The following is a 16,997-nucleotide window of genomic DNA, read 5'->3' as shown; positions in this document are numbered from 1 at the left end:
GGAGAATTACGGATAAAAAAAACCAAAAAATAAAAAAGCCACCCCGTGATGAGGTGGCTACTGCAGGTATGTCTTACTTTCTTTTATTATGCGGTTTTGGTGCGGATCAGGTAGTCAAACGCGCTCAGGGACGCTTTTGCACCTTCGCCAGTTGCGATGATGATCTGCTTGTACGGCACGGTGGTGCAGTCGCCCGCAGCAAACACGCCCTTCACGCTGGTTTCACATTTCGCATCGATGATGATCTCGCCCATGCGGTTGCGCTCAATCGCGCCTTCCAGCCAGGTGGTGTTTGGCAGCAGGCCAATTTGTACGAATATCCCCGAAAGCTGGACGCTATGAACGTCGCCGCTTACGCGATCACGGTACTCCAGGCCGGTCACTTTGCTGCCGTCACCCTTCACTTCGGTGGTCTGCGCGTTCAGCACGATGTCGACGTTTTTCAGGCTGCGAACTTTATCCTGCAGAACCTGGTCGGCCTTCATCTCAGGCGCGAACTCCAGCAGCGTCACGTGTTCAACAATACCCGCCAGGTCGATAGCCGCTTCCACGCCGGAGTTACCGCCGCCAATCACCGCCACGCGTTTGCCTTTAAACAGCGGGCCGTCGCAGTGCGGGCAATAGGTCACGCCTTTGGTACGGTACTGATCTTCGCCCGGCACGTTCATGTTGCGCCATTTCGCCCCGGTGGCAACGATCACGCTGCGCGCTTTCAGCACCGCGCCAGAAGCGGTTTCAATCTGGTGTAAGCCACCTTCCACCGCCGCCGGAATCAGTTTGCTGGCGCTCTGGCTGTCGATGACATCCACCTCGTAATCGCTGACGTGTGCCTTCAGCGCGCCTGCCAGTTTCTGACCTTCGGTTTTCGGCACGGAAATGTAGTTTTCGATGTCAACGGTATCCAGCACCTGTCCGCCAAAGCGTTCGCCCATCAGACCGGTACGGATCCCTTTACGTGCGGAGTAAACCGCAGCCGCCGCCCCCGCCGGGCCGGAGCCGACAATCAGCACGTCGTAGGCATCGCGCTGGTTCAGCGCTTCCGCCGCGCGTTTTTCTGCGCCGGTATCCACTTTGGCGACGATTTCGGTCAGCGTCATGCGACCCTGGCCAAACTCCTGACCATTCAGGTAAACCGCCGGAACACCCATCACGTTGCGCTCGGTGATTTCGTTCTGGAACGTACCGCCGTCAATCGCCGTGTGCTTAATGCGCGGGTTCAACACCGACATCAGGTTCAGCGCCTGCACCACGTCCGGACAGTTGTGGCAGGAGAGCGAGTAGTAGGTTTCAAACGCAAAGTCACCGTCGATATCGCGGATCTGCTCCAGCAGCGCCTGCGCTTCTTTCGATGGATGACCGCCGGTCCACAGCAGCGCCAGCACCAGCGAGGTAAATTCATGTCCCAGCGGAGAGCCGGCAAAGCGCGGCCCCTGGTCAGAGCCTGGGTTAGTAATCAGGAAAGACGGCTTACGAACCGCAAGTGCGTTATCTTCTTTAAAGGTCACTTTCGGCGACAGCTCGGCGATCTCCGCCAGCAGTTCCTTGATCTCTGCCGATTTCGCGCTGTCGTCCAGCGTGGCAATCAGCTCAACAGGTTTGGTCAGTTTCTCAAGGTAGGCCTTGAGCTGGGTTTTCATGTTTGTGTCGAGCATTGTTCTTCCCTCTCTTAAGACGTCATCATGCAAGCTGCCTTATGCGGGCGGCCTGAATGCAACTTGCATCATGGTGCTGGAATGAAATGGGCGCGGGGTGCGCCCATTGATTGCCGGGTGGCACTTCGTTTACCCGGCCTACGATACTGTAGGCCTGTGCAAGCGCAGCGCTGCCAGGCTTTACAGACTTAGATCTTGCCGACCAGGTCTAAAGATGGAGCCAGGGTCGCTTCGCCTTCTTTCCATTTCGCCGGGCACACTTCGCCTGGGTGAGACGCCACGTACTGAGCTGCTTTCACTTTACGCAGCAGGTCAGATGCATCACGGCCGATACCTTCAGCGGTAACTTCGATAGCCTGGATAATGCCCTGCGGGTCAACAACGAAGGTTGCACGGTCTGCCAGGCCTTCATCTTCACGCATGTTGTCGAAGTTACGGGTCAGGGCGCCAGTCGGGTCGCCGATCATCGCGTATTTGATTTTCGCGATGGTTTCGGAACTGCTGTGCCACGCTTTGTGGGTGAAGTGGGTATCAGTAGACACAGAGTAAACGTCTACGCCCAGCTTCTGCAGTTCGTCGTAGTGGTCTGCCACGTCACCCAGTTCGGTCGGGCAAACGAAGGTGAAGTCAGCCGGATAGAAGAAGAACACGCTCCAGCGGCCTTCGGTATCTTTCTCGGTAACTTCGATGAACTCACCGTTTTTGAACGCCTGGTTTTTGAAAGGTTTAATTTTGGTATTAATCAAAGACATCTGTACTTCCTCCGTGTTTTCGTTGAGATGTAAGGTAACCAACTTTCTTCATCGGGGCTAATGCGTATGCTTTATCAAATCAATCAGCCAAACCTAACAACATCAACAAGACAGTAAGGTGAACCTTTTTAAAGGAAATGCCAAAAGTAAAAAGGCCGCCCCAACGGGCGGCCCTGATACCTGAATTCCCCGCAGGTACATTCAGTGCCAGCCGAAGCTGGCGTTGCGTTGCGCTCTACATCCTTAATAACAAGGCGGTAACAGCGGTTTGATTACACCATCCGTGCAGAGAATGAGCAATCCATAACTGAGACATTCCTGCCTATGACTGTGATAGGCAGTGTCGAACATCTTTGCGGAGCGTTATAAATTTATTTTTATGATAAAACTATCTCAATATATAAATGACAATTGTCATTCGACGTGCTCACCCTCACTTCTAAGATAAAAATATCTTAATCATCTTTGAAGCGCTATTTCAATAATCTGATAGCGTGATATATTTAGTTGAGTTTAATTTAAAATTAAGAGAGTTAACCACAAGGATTGTAAATGGTTAACTTCAAACTATAGTTATCAGTGATGTGATAACCGCAGCAAACACGACATCCTCAGGACGAAACATGGCAAATCTCTACGATCTAAAAAAATTCGACCTCAACCTGCTCGTCATTTTTGAATGCATTTATCAGCATCTGAGTATCAGTAAAGCGGCCGAGACGCTCTATATTACGCCCTCTGCGGTGAGCCAGTCACTGCAGCGTCTGCGCGGACAGCTCAACGATCCGTTGTTTATTCGTTCAGGGAAAGGGATTACGCCCACCACCGTCGGCGTCAATCTGCATCATCATCTGGAGCAAAACCTGAATCAGCTTGAGCAGACCATCAACATCATGCACAGCAGCGGGTTAAAGAAGAACTTTGTCATTTATTCCCCGCAGTTTATGAGCACGAAAACAATGCTTGAACCGATGAAATTACTCATCAGCAAGTACAACTACTCCGTTGAGTTACATGATGTTTTTCTTGCACCTGATTCAGCGGAGGATCTCTTAGCCTACCGAAAAGCTGACCTGATATTTTCTTTTGCCTCCTCTAACAGTCGTTCAGTTGCCTGCAGTCTGTACTACCAACTTCCTTTTGTTCTTGTCTGTCGGGAAGGGCATCCGCGCATCGGCGCAAACCCGACGCGTGAAGAGATCCTTAATGAAAACTTTACCGCCTACCTGAGCGATGAGAACAGCGTCAGAGATTACCAGGAGAAGGCCGAAAGCATTTTAACCGAAAGAAATATTGTCTATCGCAGCGACTCTTTTATTTCGCTTTTGTCGATGATCAGTTCCTCCGATCTGATCGGATTAGCGCCCACACCGGCCTTTGAACAATATGGCCCAGCTCTTAATCTGCGCAAAATAGAAACAGATATTCAGTTCCCCAGCATTGATATTTACATGATGTATAATCGTTCCGCATTGAATAGCTCCGCCTTCGCGAGTTTCATCGAGGAAATAACCTTACCGTAAGATTCGAACGTGGTTCTCGCCAAAAATGCAGAGCCACGTAATTTCTGAAACATACACCATCGTTATAGAAACAACCGGAATAAACTTTATACATTTATTTATTGACTGATATAATCCTCACACTACTATTGACACCAACGTCTGGTATTTATTACTCAGGATGAGAATAAGCATGTCAATTTATAAGTACCCTCTTAATCAGGATGTTCTTACTGCGGCTCGGGAACGAATAAAATGGACTCTCGAGAATTTACCCAGGACCTGCGTCTCCTTTTCAGGCGGTAAAGATTCCACCGTCATGCTGCATCTTGTTGCCCTTCAGGCGCGGCAGATGAAAACCAAAATAGATGTGCTGTTTATCGACTGGGAAGCACAATTCACCTATACGATTTCCCACGTCGAACACATGCGTGAATTGTACAGCGATGTTATCAGTCATTTCTGGTGGGTCGCCCTTCCCCTCACAACGCAAAATTCACTGTCGCAATTTCAGCCGGAATGGCAATGCTGGGAGCCCGACGCCAGGTGGGTTCGCCAGCCACCTGAAGACGCGATAACCGATCCCGCCTTTTTTCCTTTCTACCAGCCAGGCATGACCTTTGAAGTCTTTGTTCGCAGTTTCTCCGACTGGTATTCAGGCCATCGCCCGGCGGCTATGCTGATTGGTATCCGCGCCGATGAATCCTACAACCGCTTTCTGGCTATCGCGTCGGCACGAAAGCAGCGGTTTGCGGATGATAAGCCCTGGACCACCGTCGCGCCCGGGGGACATGCCTGGTATATCTACCCTGTCTACGACTGGAAAACCGCCGATATCTGGACCTGGTTCGCCAAATCGGGATGTTGCTATAACCGCCTTTATGACCTGATGTTTCAGGCTGGCGTACCGCCCCGCTATATGCGCATCTGCGAACCCTTCGGGCCGGAGCAACGTCAGGGGTTATGGCTCTACCACGTTGTAGAGCCTGAGCGATGGGCGAATATGTGCGAACGCGTAAACGGTGTGCGCAGCGGTGGGATCTATGCTGGTCACGATAATCATTTTTATGGTCACCGTAAAATACTCAAACCCGAACATCTTCGCTGGCGCGAATACGCCATGCTGCTGCTCGACAGCATGCCGCAAAATACGGCTGAACATTACCGCAATAAAATCGCCGTTTATCTGCACTGGTATCAGAAGAGAGGCATGGAGGATATTCCCGATACTCAGGAAGGCGATATCGGTGCCAAAGACGTTCCTTCATGGCGCCGTATTTGTAAGGTTTTACTGAATAACGACTACTGGTGCAGAGCACTGTCATTCAGCCCAAACAAACCTAAACATTATCAGCGCTACAGCGACAGAGTGAAGGCTAAGCGCAAGGAGTGGGGCATTTTATGCGACAAAGAATAATCAAAGACATCGAAACGTACCTTGAGTCACTTCCCGAAGAGGACAGAATTAGCGCCATTAACGCCTTTCGCCAGGCACTACATAAAAATAGCCCGTTTGCCGATCAGCCCATCGACTGCGTACTGTGGATCAAACAGGACGCGATCACCGCCAACGATTACAACCCCAACAATGTGGCCCCGCCGGAAAAACGGTTGCTCTGCAAGTCACTGGAACTTGATGGATTCACCCAGCCTATTGTTGTGACAGAAAGCAAACCGCAGCATTATGAAATTGTGGATGGTTTTCACCGTCATGAAATTGGCACCAGTCGGGCGGCGCTGAAGCGAACGCTAAGAGGTTACCTGCCCGTCACCTGCCTGCGTCAGGACCGACAGGATAAACATGACCGCATGGCCGCCACCATCCGACACAACCGGGCACGCGGGAGGCATCAAATCAATGCCATGTCAGATATCGTTCGTGAACTTGCCCAGCTTGGCTGGAGCGATGAGAGAATCAGTAAAGAGCTTGGTATGGACAGCGATGAGGTGCTGCGCCTCAAGCAAATCAACGGCCTGCTGGAATTGTTCGCAGACCGTCGCTACTCGGAAGCCTGGACAGTGAAATAATCAGAGCGCGTTCAGACGCTCGGCCGCCGCCAGGAGCGTCTGCTCCTGCTTCGCAAAGCAAAGGCGAATCAGCTTATGCGGGAAGGGATCGGCGCAGAATACCGACAGCGGAATAGCGGCCACGCCCGCCTCTTTCGTCAGCCACTGGCAGAAACGCACGTCGTCCAGATCGGAAATCGCGCTGTAGTCAGCGAGCAGGAAATAGGTTCCTTCAGAGGGCAAAATTTCCAGGCGGCTTTTACTCAGCGCATTCACAAACAGATCCCGACGCGCGCGATAAAATTCCGGCAGGTCGCGATAGTGCTGCGGCTCGGCGCGCAGCATGTCCGCCAGCGCCAGCTGGGCAGGCGTGTTCACGGCAAAGGTCAGGTACTGATGCACCTTGCGCAGCTCCGCGCTGATGGCAGCGGGCGCCACGCAGTACCCCACTTTCCAGCCGGTCATATGATAAGTCTTACCGAATGACGACACGGCAACCGCGCGCTCGCGCAGCTGCGGATGGGCCAGCACGCTGGCGTGCCCTTCTTTTGCGAAACAGATGTGCTCATAGACTTCGTCGCTCAGTACAAAAATTTCACGTTCGGCAATCACTTGCCACAGCGCGGCGAAATCGGCTTTTTGCCACACCGTTGCCGACGGGTTGTGCGGCGTATTCAGGATCACCAGACGGGTTTTATCGCTCAGCAGCGCCGCGAACGCCTGCCAGTCCGGGCGGAAATGGGGCGGCTGGAGCGCCACGCGCTTCACCACGCCGCCGGACAGCTCAATCGCAGGCGCGTAGCTATCGTAGCTTGGGTCAAAGCAGATCACCTCATCACCGGTACGCACCAGCGCGGTAATGGCCGCATACAGCGCTTCGGTCGCCCCTGCCGTCACCGTGATGTCGCTGTTCGCATCGGGCTTATAGCCGTACAGCTCCGCCGTTTTATCCGCTATCGCTTCCCGCAGGGCCTGCACGCCCGTCATCGGCGCGTACTGGTTTGCCCCCTGCGCCACGTGGTACGCCAGGCGCTCCTGCAAATAGCCCGGTCCGTCAAAATCCGGAAAACCCTGCGAGAGGTTAATGGCGTTGTGCTGCTGCGCCAGGGCGCTCATCTGCGTAAAGATGGTGGTACCGAGACTGGGGAGTTTACTCTGCGGAATCAATGCGTTATTGCTCATTGTCGTGTGCCTGCTTGTAATACTTATGTTGCTGCCACTATAACACGATGTTAGTCTTTGGCAATCAAGACGCTTAGACGTCTATACCCTAAATAATTCGAGTTGCAGGAAGGCGGCAAGGGAACGAATCCCCGGGAGCGTACATAAGTACGTGACTGGGGTGAGTGAGTGCAGCCAACGCACCTGCAACTTGAAGTATGACGGGTATAAACCATATGAATATTCCTGGCCGAGAGGGTAAAAGGAAATGACAGACAACCTGCAACTCACGCAACTGGTCGACGCCTGCCGCTGGATAGGAGCCAAAGGCTGGGCTCCGGCCACCGGCGGCAACATGTCGGTGCGTCAGGACGACCACCTGTGCTGGCTCAGCGAATCCGGCAAAGACAAAGGCAGCCTGACGACGGAAGATTTTCTGCAGGTTGAGATTGCCACCAACCGCGCGCCGTCCGGTCGTAAACCGTCGGCGGAAACCGGGCTGCACACGCTGATTTATCGACTGTTCCCGGAAGCCAACGCCGTTCTGCACGTTCACACGGTTAACGCCACGGTGCTGTCGCGTCTGGTCAAAGACGCCGAGCTCAACATCAGCGGCTTCGAGATGCAAAAATCCCTCACCGGGCAGACCTCGCATCGGGATACGGTCGCTATCCCGGTCTTTGATAACGACCAGGATATCGACGCCCTCGCCTCACGAATCGCCCATTACGCGCAGAATCGCCCGCTTAATTATGGTTTTCTTCTGCGCGGCCATGGCTTAACCTGCTGGGGACGCGACGTGGCCGAAGCCCGCCGTCATCTGGAAGGACTGGAATTCCTGTTTGAATGTGAAATGCGTTTACGCCAACTGGAGAGAGTATGATTCGCGCGATTGTGACGGATATTGAAGGGACCACCAGCGATATTCGTTTTGTCCATGATGTTTTGTTCCCGTACGCACGCGAGCGGCTGGCGGCCTTCGTGACCGCGCAGCAGTACGCCGAGCCGGTGAAATCCATTCTGGACAATCTGCGTGATGAAATCGGTAGCCCTCACGCCAGCGTCAGCGAGCTCACTGACGCCCTGTTTGCCTTTATGGATGAAGACCGCAAATCCACGGCGCTCAAAGCCCTGCAGGGGATCATCTGGCACGACGGCTACGTCAACGGCGACTTTACCGGCCACCTTTACCCTGACGTGCTGCCTGCGCTGGAAAAATGGAAAGCGCAAGGGATTGATCTCTATGTTTATTCCTCTGGCTCTGTCGCCGCGCAGAAACTGTTATTTGGCTACAGCGACGAAGGTGATATTACTCATCTGTTCAGCGGCTATTTTGATACCCACATCGGCGCCAAGCGCGAAGTGCAGTCTTATCAAAATATTGCGGTGCAAACGGGCATCGCGCCGTCGCAGATCCTGTTCCTGTCCGATATTCATCAGGAACTGGACGCGGCTGAACAGGCAGGTTTTCGCACCCTGCAGCTGATTCGCGGTGAAGATGACGGCGCAAGCCATCACCATCAGGTCCACCAGTTTGACGAGATAAATCCGGAGCAGATCCCTTCATGAGCGCATTGACCATTTATTCCGACAAAGACGCCAGCCAGCACCAGTGGCACAGCACCGACGCCGCCGAGATCGCCCAGCAGCTCAACGCTAAAGGCGTGCGCTTCGAACGCTGGGCTGCGGATCGCGATTTAGGGCAGGATCCCGCGCCCGAAGCCGTGATCGAAGCGTATCAGCATGCGATCGACAAGCTGGTCGCAGAGAAGGGTTACCAGAGCTGGGACGTCATTAGCCTGCGCGCCGACAACCCGCAGAAAGAGGCGCTGCGCGCGAAATTTCTGAACGAACACACCCACGGCGAAGACGAAGTGCGCTTTTTCGTGGAGGGCGCGGGATTGTTCTGCCTGCACGTTGGCGATGAGGTGTATCAGGTGCTGTGTGAGAAAAACGACCTGATCTCCGTGCCCGCAGGCACGCCCCACTGGTTTGATATGGGCTCAGAGCCGAACTTTACGGCGATTCGTATTTTCGATAACCCGGAGGGTTGGGTGGCGCAGTTTACGGGTGATGCGATTGCGGATGCGTATCCTCGCCTCGCATAATCTTTTCTCCCTCTCCCTGTGGGAGAGGGCCGGGGTGAGGACATCAGGCCGCTCGGGCTTCAACGTTTCAATCCCTTCACATACCCCACCAGCTGATCCAGCACAACGCCCCACCCTTCGTGGAAGCCCATCTGTTCATGCTGTTCGCGGATTTCCTTCGTCGGGTGGCGCGCAATTGCCGTGTAGCGGGTTTTGCCCTCCCCGACATCCTCCAGCAGCAGGAGCGCCGTCATAAACGGCTTCTCGGCAGGTTTCCAGCCTTCGGTATACCCATCGGTAAAGACCAGCTTTTTACCGGGATCGATTTCAAGAAACACGCCGCGGTTATCCATCCGCTGCCCGTCCACCTCAAACACGGTGTTGAACCGCCCGCCCACGCGCAGGTCAAGGTCGCATTCAGTCACCTTGTGGGGAGCAGGAATGAAGAAGTTTTTGATGTGCTCCGGCGTGGTCCAGCAGAGCCACAGCAGGTCGCGCGGTGCGTCCACCACGCGCTCCAGTTTTAAGTCTGTTTCAGGATCGAGCGTCACGATGTTGTCCTCTTAAGGGAACCCCTTAAAGGATAGCCGGACTCAGGCAAATTTCCCTTCCGCAACCTCCTGGGGCGTGACCACGCCCGAATCCAGCACCCAGCCGCTGATCAGCGAGGCAGGCGTGACGTCAAACGCCGGGTTATAGACCTGCGCGTCTTCCGGTGCCCACTGCACCGCGCCAAAACTTCCGGCGACGCCCGTCACCTCGCTGGCGGCGCGCTGCTCGATCGGGATCGCATCCCCGTTCGGGCAGTCCGGGTCAAGAGTCGTTTGCGGGGCGGCCACGTAGAACGGAATGCCGTGGAACTTCGCCAGCACCGCCAGGGAGTAGGTGCCGATTTTATTCGCCACGTCGCCGTTGGCGGCAATACGGTCTGCCCCCACCCACACAGCGTCTACCAGCCCTTTCGCCATCAGGCTGGCGGCCATAGAGTCGGTAATCAGCTGATACGGCACGCCCAGCTCGCCCAGCTCCCACGCGGTCAGCCTGCCGCCCTGTAAGAGCGGACGGGTTTCATCCACCCAGACGCTGCTGACGTTACCGTCCTGATGCGCGCGGGCAATCACGCCCAGCGCGGTACCGACGCCCGCCGTTGCCAGCCCGCCGGTGTTGCAGTGGGTCAGCAAACGGCTGCCGGGCTTCACCAGCGCGCTGCCCGCTTTCGCAATCGCGTCGCACAGCCGTTTGTCTTCATCAATCAGGCGCAGCGCTTCAGCCACCAGCGCCGGAACGAAATCTTCCTGCCAAAGCGCAATCTTCATGCGGTCGAGATTGTTCATCAGGTTCACCGCTGTCGGGCGGGAGGCGCGCAGGGTTTCCAGCGCTGCCGCCAGTTCGTCGCGGCTTTTGCCGTTTTCCGCCAGCAGCGCCAGGAGCAGGCTTGCAGAGAGACCAATCAGCGGTGCGCCGCGCACCCGCAGGGCGTGGATGTGCCCAACCAGCGCTTCCACCGTCGAGGCATCCAGCCAGCGTTTCTCCTGCGGAAGCGCCTGCTGGTCGAGAATAAAGAGCTGATTATCCGCCACCCGCAGGCTGGTCGTCTGTAATGTCTGCATGTCGTTAATTCCCTGTTGCGTTGTTGTAGCACATTGTGTCAGGATGAAATCCAGATGTATAGACGTCTACATGTCTTAATTAGCAAAACTGAGGAGCAGGCCATGTCGCAATACCGTACCTTTACCGCTCAGGACGCCGTGGAGTATGCCAGGCAGTTTGGCGGACTTGACGATCCTTCAACGCTGGTAGAGGCGCAGGAAATTGGCGACGGCAACCTCAATCTGGTCTTTAAAATTTTCGACCGCGCGGGCGTGAGCCGCATCATCGTTAAGCAGGCGCTGCCCTACGTACGCTGCGTTGGCGAGTCCTGGCCGCTGACGCTGGACCGCGCCCGTCTTGAAGCACAAACCCTGGTCGAGCATTACCAGCACAGCCCGCAGCACACCGTGAAAATCCACCACTACGACCCGGAACTGGCGGTGATGGTGATGGAAGATCTCTCCAGCCATCGCATCTGGCGCGGCGAGCTGATCAACAACATTTACTACCCACAGGCGACGCAGCAGCTGGGCGAATACCTCGCGCACGCGCTGTTCCACACCAGCGACTTCTACCTGCACCCGCACGCGAAAAAAGCGCAGGTGGCGAAATTCATCAACCCGGAGATGTGCGAGATCACCGAAGATCTGTTCTTCAACGATCCGTACCAGATCCACGAGCGCAACAGTTACCCGGCCGAACTGGAAAATGACGTAGCGGCTCTGCGCGACGACGCCCAGCTAAAAATTGCCGTGGCCTCCCTGAAGCACCGCTTTTTCTCGCATGCCGAAGCGCTGCTGCACGGCGATATCCACAGCGGGTCGATTTTTGTGGCCGACGGCAGCCTGAAGGCCATCGACGCCGAGTTCGGCTATTTCGGGCCGATTGGCTTTGACGTCGGCACCGCCATCGGCAACCTGCTGCTGAACTTCTGCGGCCTGCCGGGGCATCTGGGCATTCGCGATGCCGCCGCCGCGCGCGAGCAGCGCCTGACCGATATTCAGGGATTGTGGAACACCTTCGCGGAACGCTTCCAGGCGCTGGCAAACGAGAAAGCCCGCGACGCCGCGCTCAGCGCGCCGGGCTATGCCTCCGCGTTCCTGAAAAAGGTCTGGCATGACGCCATCGGCTTCTGCGGCACCGAGCTTATTCGCCGCAGCGTCGGGCTTTCCCACGTCGCGGATATCGACAGCATCCAGGACGAGGCCATGCGCCACGAATGCCTGCGCCACGCCATTACGCTTGGTAAAGCACTAATTCTGATTGCCGACCGCATCGACAACGCGGAAGATCTGGTAGCAAGGGTGCGGCAGTACAGCTGATTTTTCCCCTCTCCCCTTTGGGGAGAGGGTTAGGGTGAGGGGCAACAAACCGCACTCACCCCAAATACTCAATCACCGACAGCCCGCCGTTATAATCCGTGCTGTAAATAACCCCCTGCGCATCCACAAACACGTCGCATGACTGGATCACCTGCGGACGATTTGGCCGCGTGTCCATCATTCTTTCCGGTGCAGCGGGCACCAGCGCCCCCGTTTCCACCGGTCGATACGGATTGGAAATGTCATATGCGCGCACGCCCGCGTTCTGATACGTGGCAAAAATCAGCGTCGAGCTGACAAAACTCCCTGGCCGGTTCTCGTGCAGGTTATGCGGGCCAAAGTGCGCCCCTTTTGCCACGTAGTCGGTTTCATTCGGCTGCGGGAAGGTCGAAATGCTCACCGGGTTCGACGGCTCGCGGATGTCAAACAGCCAGATCAGCTTCTCGCCGTCCTGCTGGTTATCCAGCACCGCTTCGTCCAGCACCACCAGCAAATCGCGGTCCGGTAAGGGCAGCGCGGTGTGCGTCCCGCCGCCAAACGGCGGGCTCCAGTTGCGGTGGCTAATCAGCTTCGGCTGACTGCGGTCCTTCACGTCCAGCAGCGTCAGGCCGCCGTCGCGCCAGCTGCCGTACGCGGTATCCCCCGCGATAATCGCATGGTGCAGCGCGTAGCGTTTCCCTTCAGGCCAGTTGGGCTTCTCCCCTTCTGCCTGGTTCATCCCCGGCAGCCACCAGCGCCCCGCCACCTCGGGCTTACGCGGGTCCGCCAGGTCGATGGTCAGGAAGATGTAATCGGTAAAGCCGTCGATCAGCGCTGACACGTACGCCCAGCGCCCGCCGACGTACCAGATGCGATGAATGCCGATGCCGCTCAGCGACAGAAAGCCGATTTCGCGCGGCCTGTCCGGTGTGGAGATATCAAAAACGCGAAGCCCGGCGCTCCAGCCTTTGTTCTGCACGTCGCTGACGGTCTCCCCAACCTGGCGGGTGTAGTAGACCTTCTCGTCAGCAAAGCGCGCATCGGCAAACAGATCCCGGGCGTTAATCACCAGCAGCAGGTCGTCATGCGCCTGTAAATGGACGTTCCAGGTGCCGGGCGGCGCGGGCACGTAGCCTGCCGCTTTCGGGTTCTTCGGGTCGCGCACGTCCACAATCGAAAAGCCCTGCGACACCATATGTCCAATATACGCAAAGCCGCGGTGCACCATCAGCTGAACACCATCCGGACGCCCGCCCTGGTCGCTATGGCCAATCAGCCGCATATTGCGGCTGTATTCTGGCGTAGGAAGCCTGCTCATTTATTTTTCGCTTCCAGCGTCGCAAACCACGGCGCGATGAAATCTTCCGTCTGCCCCCAGCCCGGAATGATTTTCCCCAGAGACGCCACGTTCACCGGGCCCGGCTGGGCGGTCAGCAGCGCCTGCGGAATAGCCGCCGCTTTGAAATCGTAGGTTGCCGGCGTCGCTTCTCCGGCAATCTTATTGGCGATCAGACGCACGTTGGTCGCGCCAATCAGCTTCGGATCTACCGCCACGCTCACCTTCCACGGGCTACCCGGCTCGCGCATCAGCTGCAGATCCTGATTGGAAATGTCGATGCTGTAGAGCTTGATCTCGGTGCGGCCGTTCTCTTTCAGCGCCTTATACGCGCCCTGGCTGAAGGCGTCCCAGGTGCCCCAGATAGCGTCGATTTTGCCTTTCGGGTATTTCGCCAGGATCGCGCCTACCTTGTTGGCGGTATCGCCCTGCACGTCAGAGGAGACCGCGCCGATAGATTCCAGCTCTTTGATATCCGGGTACTGCTTTTGCAGCTCTTTATAGGCTGCCTGACGGCGCTCCATCGGCGGGAAGCCCGCCACCCACAGCTTGACGATATTGGCCTTGCCGTTGAAATCTTTCGCCAGCTGGCCGAAGGAGAGGTGCGTCAGGGAGGCATCGTCCTGCTGGGTCACGGTCACGCCCGCGATCTCGCCGTTCACGGCGGTATCAAACACGGCGACCTTGATCCCGGCATCCACCGCCTTCTTCACCAGCGCGGTGGAGTACGGGTCGCGCCCCTGAGAGAGAATAATCCCGTCGTATTTCTGGCTAATGGCCTGGTTAACAAAGTCCTGGAATTTGGCATCATCGCCGTTGCTCAAAAAGGTGCTGACCTTAAAGCCAAGCTTCTTCCCTTCCTGAATCGCCCCGGCAACAAACTGCGTGGTGTTGTCGTCCGAGCCCAGGTTACGGATCACCGCAATACGGATCGGACCGTCGTGGTTGGCAATGGCAGCAGGAACCGGCGCGGGCGTAGCCGCGAAGCCCGGCAGTGCCGTGAGTAACCCAAGAGCCACCAAAGAGAGCGCAATCTTTTTCATTTTTATTCCGTTGTGTTGTCAGCGTTTTTGTATGTAGGTAATCGCCAGCGCCACCGCGAGCACCAGCCCTTTTATAATGTCCATGGCGTAATACGGCACGGAGAGCATCACCAGCCCGTTGGAGAGTACGCCGAGGATCACCGCCCCCACCAGCGTCCCCAGCGCGTTCGGCTTGCCGGAACCTGCCAGCGAGAAGCCAATCCACGCCGCCGCCACCGCGTCCATCAGATACCCGCCGCCCGCGTTCACCTGCGACGACCCGATGCGCGAGGCCAGCAGGATCCCGCCCAGCCCCGCCAGCAGCGAGGCGATCACGTAAGCCGCCACCTTGTAGCGCGTGGTGCGAATGCCGGAGAGGCGCGCGGCTTCGGGGTTGCCGCCGATGGCGTACATCCGGCGTCCGTGCGTGGTCAGCGACAGCCCAAGCTGCGCCAGCAGGGTCACCGCCAGCATAATGATGACGATGGTCGGCACCTGCCCCAGCAGGCTGAACGCCGCCGGAATGGTGCCTTCCGCCATGTCGCCGCTCGGCAGCACCATGTTCTCGGTAATCGACCCGCCGTAGCTGTAGGTCATCGCCACGCCCTGAATCACAAACAGGCTGGCAAGCGTCGCGAGCATGTCCGGGATGCGCAGGATGACGATCAGGAAAGCGTTGAACAGCCCCACCAGAGTGCAGAGCGCGAGGGTGATCAGAATCGACTCGGTGGTACCGAAGCCGTGCCAGACGAAAAGGGAAATCACCAGCGCGTTCGCCAGCGAGGCGGTAGATCCCACGGAGAGGTCGAACCCGCCGACGGTCAACGAAATCGACACGCCAACGGCAATCACCGTCACGATGGCAATCGAGCGCAGAATGTTGATGATGTTATTCGGGTCGAGGAAGCTGTCTGACGCCAGGCCAAAGACGGCCACCAGCGCGACGACGGTCAGCAGCATGCCCCACTTATAAAGAAAATCAAAAAGTTGCTGACGGCCAGACGCCGCCGCGGTCACTGAAAGGGCCTTGCTCACGACGCCGTTCCTCCGGTTGAATAATAAAGTAGTGTCTCTTCGCGGGCCTCGGCCCCGGCGATCTCCGCCACGATGCGCCCGTCCCACAGCACGCAGATGCGGTCACACAATCCCACCAGCTCGGCAAACTCGCCCGAGGCGTAAATCACCCCTTTGCCCTCGCGCGCCAGGCCGTCGATCAGCTGGAACAGGTCGGTTTTGGCCTTCACGTCCACGCCTTTGGTCGGCTCGTCGAATATCAGCACACTGGCGTCATTACGCAGCCATTTACCGATGGCGACCTTCTGCTGGTTGCCGCCAGATAAGCGGCGCAGCACCTGCCCCGGCCCACGCGCACGCACGCCGACGCGGGCAATCACCTCTTCCGCCCAGCGCCACGCCTGACGATGGCCGAACAGGCTCCAGCGCGAAAAGCTGTTATCGGCGGACACGGCCAGGTTCATGCTCACCGGCTCGTCGATAAAAATGCCCTCTTTGCGCCGCTCTTCCGGCACCAGCGCCAGCCCGCGCAGCACGGAATCTGCCGGGTCACGCGGTTTCCAGTCCTGATGGTTCAGCTCACCGCGCGCCACGCGGCTTTTGGTGGCGCCAAACAGCGCCTTGCAGAGTTCGGTTTTCCCCGCGCCCGCCAGCCCGGCAATGCCGAGGATTTCACCTTTGCGCAGGTGCAGGGAGATATCTTTCAGCAGCGCGTCGTCGTGCAGCCCCTCAACGCGCAGCAGCGTCTCGTCGCCGTGCGGCGGCCGCGCGGGCGGATAAATATCGCTCAGCACATGGCCGAGCATCTTCTCAACGATCTCTTCGCCGCTCAGATCCGCCATCGGACCGGACTCAATCAGCTTGCCGTCGCGCAGCACCGTCAGGGTGTCGCAGATGGCCTTCAGCTCGTGAATGCGGTGGGAGATAAACACCACGCCGATCCCCTGCTGCTTTAAACGTCTCACTACCGCAAACAGGCGCTCGCTTTCGTGCGCGTCCAGCGGCGCGGTGGGCTCATCGAGAATTAAAAAACGGCAGTGGTGTGACAAGGCGCGTGCCAGCAAAATCTGCTGCTTTTCGGCCAGGGAACAGCTGTCGATGGCGCGGCGAACGTCAAGTGACACGTCGAGCTGCGCCAGCGCCTGCCTCGCCTGCTGGCGAACGGTGCGCCAGCGGTAGCGATGCCCCGGCTGCGCCAGCTGGTCGAGCATGATATTTTCGGCAATGCTTAGCCCCGGGATCAGCGCCACGTCCACTTCCTGCTGCACGAGGTGAATACCCAGCCGCTTAGCGTCCAGCGGCTCGCGGATGGTTACCGGCTGGTTGTTGATGCTGATCTCGCCCTCATAGTGGTCGTGCGTCCCGCACAGCACCGCCATCAGCGTTGATTTCCCCGCGCCGTTGGCACCGGTCAGCGCGTGTACCGACCCGCCGTTCAGGGTGAAATCCACGCGCGACAGCGCCTGAAAGCCGGAAAAGGCCAGGCTGATACCGCGCATTTCAAGGCGACTGGAAACCATCCGCGTAAATCCTTCATTACTCTTCTGATTTATCGAATTTTTCACAGCTCCGG

16 protein-coding genes are annotated in these 16,997 nt (G+C 57.1%); 7 read left to right on the top strand and 9 right to left on the bottom strand.

The genetic code is table 11. The features are described 5' to 3' along the window. Positions 1-86: 86 nt before the first annotated feature. Positions 87-1,652 carry an alkyl hydroperoxide reductase subunit F gene (gene ahpF / locus MX657_RS06330; protein ID WP_119915115.1) on the bottom strand — a complete coding sequence of 522 codons (1,566 nt, stop codon included), beginning with the start codon at positions 1,650-1,652 and terminating at the stop codon, positions 87-89. A gap of 188 nt (positions 1,653-1,840) precedes the next feature. Next, positions 1,841-2,404, bottom strand: a complete 564-nt coding sequence (gene ahpC / locus MX657_RS06325; protein ID WP_008501015.1) for an alkyl hydroperoxide reductase subunit C — start codon at positions 2,402-2,404, stop codon at positions 1,841-1,843. Positions 2,405-3,027: 623 nt separating this feature from the next. On the opposite strand from ahpC, the gene citR reads away from it, so the two are divergent. The 3 genes from citR to MX657_RS06310 all read left to right on the top strand — a co-directional run bounded on the left by citR (position 3,028) and on the right by MX657_RS06310 (position 5,934). Then, positions 3,028-3,927 carry a DNA-binding transcriptional repressor CitR gene (citR, locus tag MX657_RS06320; RefSeq protein WP_119915116.1) on the top strand — a complete coding sequence of 300 codons (900 nt, stop codon included), beginning with the start codon at positions 3,028-3,030 and terminating at the stop codon, positions 3,925-3,927. A gap of 172 nt (positions 3,928-4,099) precedes the next feature. Beyond that, entirely contained in the window at positions 4,100-5,323 is a 1,224-nt protein-coding gene (locus MX657_RS06315; protein WP_080327921.1) for a phosphoadenosine phosphosulfate reductase, read from the top strand. Next, the gene (locus tag MX657_RS06310) at positions 5,308-5,934 is read left to right on the top strand and encodes an IbrB-like domain-containing protein (protein ID WP_346807735.1); all 627 of its coding nucleotides are present in this window, start codon (positions 5,308-5,310) and stop codon (positions 5,932-5,934) included. The genes MX657_RS06315 and MX657_RS06310 overlap by 16 nt, the downstream gene beginning before the upstream one ends. On the opposite strand, the gene MX657_RS06305 is transcribed toward MX657_RS06310, so the two are convergent. Then, entirely contained in the window at positions 5,935-7,095 is a 1,161-nt protein-coding gene (locus MX657_RS06305) for a pyridoxal phosphate-dependent aminotransferase (protein WP_346807733.1), read from the bottom strand. It lies immediately after the preceding gene. Between the two features lie 247 nt (positions 7,096-7,342). On the opposite strand from MX657_RS06305, the gene MX657_RS06300 reads away from it, so the two are divergent. From MX657_RS06300 to MX657_RS06290, 3 genes are read left to right on the top strand one after another with little or no spacing between them, the layout of a single operon-like run. Beyond that, positions 7,343-7,957, top strand: coding sequence for a methylthioribulose 1-phosphate dehydratase (locus MX657_RS06300; RefSeq protein WP_346807731.1), 615 nt, complete (start codon positions 7,343-7,345; stop codon positions 7,955-7,957). After that, complete coding sequence (gene mtnC / locus MX657_RS06295) at positions 7,954-8,643, top strand: acireductone synthase (protein ID WP_080327925.1); 690 nt, start codon at positions 7,954-7,956, stop codon at positions 8,641-8,643. The genes MX657_RS06300 and mtnC overlap by 4 nt, the downstream gene beginning before the upstream one ends. Next, the gene (locus MX657_RS06290) at positions 8,640-9,182 is read left to right on the top strand and encodes a 1,2-dihydroxy-3-keto-5-methylthiopentene dioxygenase (RefSeq protein WP_119915121.1); all 543 of its coding nucleotides are present in this window, start codon (positions 8,640-8,642) and stop codon (positions 9,180-9,182) included. The genes mtnC and MX657_RS06290 overlap by 4 nt, the downstream gene beginning before the upstream one ends. 59 nt (positions 9,183-9,241) lie before the next feature. Here the strand turns inward: MX657_RS06290 and MX657_RS06285 are convergent, their stop codons facing one another. Together MX657_RS06285 and mtnA are read right to left on the bottom strand one after the other, a co-directional pair. Then, positions 9,242-9,712: an SRPBCC family protein gene (locus MX657_RS06285; protein ID WP_346807729.1), complete on the bottom strand. Its 471-nt coding sequence runs from the start codon at positions 9,710-9,712 to the stop codon at positions 9,242-9,244. 42 nt (positions 9,713-9,754) lie between these two features. Then, positions 9,755-10,771 (bottom strand): S-methyl-5-thioribose-1-phosphate isomerase, encoded by a 1,017-nt coding sequence (gene mtnA, locus MX657_RS06280; RefSeq protein WP_080327927.1) that lies wholly within the window; start codon positions 10,769-10,771, stop codon positions 9,755-9,757. Between the two features lie 102 nt (positions 10,772-10,873). Between mtnA and mtnK the strand changes: the two genes are divergently transcribed. Continuing rightward, positions 10,874-12,073: an S-methyl-5-thioribose kinase gene (gene mtnK / locus MX657_RS06275; RefSeq protein WP_346807727.1), complete on the top strand. Its 1,200-nt coding sequence runs from the start codon at positions 10,874-10,876 to the stop codon at positions 12,071-12,073. 55 nt (positions 12,074-12,128) lie between these two features. Here mtnK and MX657_RS06270 read toward each other — a convergent pair whose 3' ends face one another. The 4 genes from MX657_RS06270 to MX657_RS06255 are packed head-to-tail and all read right to left on the bottom strand — an operon-like array spanning position 12,129 to position 16,944. Beyond that, entirely contained in the window at positions 12,129-13,370 is a 1,242-nt protein-coding gene (locus MX657_RS06270) for an LVIVD repeat-containing protein (RefSeq protein ID WP_346807725.1), read from the bottom strand. Beyond that, positions 13,367-14,431, bottom strand: coding sequence for a sugar ABC transporter substrate-binding protein (locus MX657_RS06265; protein ID WP_346807724.1), 1,065 nt, complete (start codon positions 14,429-14,431; stop codon positions 13,367-13,369). The genes MX657_RS06270 and MX657_RS06265 overlap by 4 nt, the downstream gene beginning before the upstream one ends. Before the next feature lie 18 nt (positions 14,432-14,449). Next, on the bottom strand, positions 14,450-15,445 hold the full coding sequence (locus MX657_RS06260; RefSeq protein ID WP_119915127.1) for an ABC transporter permease: 996 nt from the start codon (positions 15,443-15,445) through the stop codon (positions 14,450-14,452). Further along, complete coding sequence (locus MX657_RS06255) at positions 15,442-16,944, bottom strand: sugar ABC transporter ATP-binding protein (RefSeq protein WP_217480091.1); 1,503 nt, start codon at positions 16,942-16,944, stop codon at positions 15,442-15,444. Before MX657_RS06255 ends, MX657_RS06260 begins: the two co-directional genes overlap by 4 nt. Positions 16,945-16,997 lie beyond the last annotated feature (53 nt).

It is taken from the genome of Enterobacter chuandaensis (assembly GCF_039718975.1).
Lineage (GTDB): Bacteria > Pseudomonadota > Gammaproteobacteria > Enterobacterales > Enterobacteriaceae > Enterobacter > Enterobacter chuandaensis.
This window is presented reverse-complemented; position numbering and strand designations above follow the sequence as displayed.

Excerpts from the sequence above, each read along its gene's own strand:
- ahpF (WP_119915115.1), bottom strand. The coding sequence starts at position 1,652 with ATGCTCGACACAAACATGAAAACCCAGCTCAAGGCCTACCTTGAGAAA.
- ahpC (WP_008501015.1), bottom strand. The coding sequence starts at position 2,404 with ATGTCTTTGATTAATACCAAAATTAAACCTTTCAAAAACCAGGCGTTC.
- citR (WP_119915116.1), top strand. The coding sequence starts at position 3,028 with ATGGCAAATCTCTACGATCTAAAAAAATTCGACCTCAACCTGCTCGTC.
- MX657_RS06315 (WP_080327921.1), top strand. The coding sequence starts at position 4,100 with ATGTCAATTTATAAGTACCCTCTTAATCAGGATGTTCTTACTGCGGCT.
- MX657_RS06310 (WP_346807735.1), top strand. The coding sequence starts at position 5,308 with ATGCGACAAAGAATAATCAAAGACATCGAAACGTACCTTGAGTCACTT.
- MX657_RS06305 (WP_346807733.1), bottom strand. The coding sequence starts at position 7,095 with ATGAGCAATAACGCATTGATTCCGCAGAGTAAACTCCCCAGTCTCGGT.
- MX657_RS06300 (WP_346807731.1), top strand. The coding sequence starts at position 7,343 with ATGACAGACAACCTGCAACTCACGCAACTGGTCGACGCCTGCCGCTGG.
- mtnC (WP_080327925.1), top strand. The coding sequence starts at position 7,954 with ATGATTCGCGCGATTGTGACGGATATTGAAGGGACCACCAGCGATATT.
- MX657_RS06290 (WP_119915121.1), top strand. The coding sequence starts at position 8,640 with ATGAGCGCATTGACCATTTATTCCGACAAAGACGCCAGCCAGCACCAG.
- mtnA (WP_080327927.1), bottom strand. The coding sequence starts at position 10,771 with ATGCAGACATTACAGACGACCAGCCTGCGGGTGGCGGATAATCAGCTC.
- mtnK (WP_346807727.1), top strand. The coding sequence starts at position 10,874 with ATGTCGCAATACCGTACCTTTACCGCTCAGGACGCCGTGGAGTATGCC.
- MX657_RS06270 (WP_346807725.1), bottom strand. The coding sequence starts at position 13,370 with ATGAGCAGGCTTCCTACGCCAGAATACAGCCGCAATATGCGGCTGATT.
- MX657_RS06265 (WP_346807724.1), bottom strand. The coding sequence starts at position 14,431 with ATGAAAAAGATTGCGCTCTCTTTGGTGGCTCTTGGGTTACTCACGGCA.
- MX657_RS06255 (WP_217480091.1), bottom strand. The coding sequence starts at position 16,944 with ATGGTTTCCAGTCGCCTTGAAATGCGCGGTATCAGCCTGGCCTTTTCC.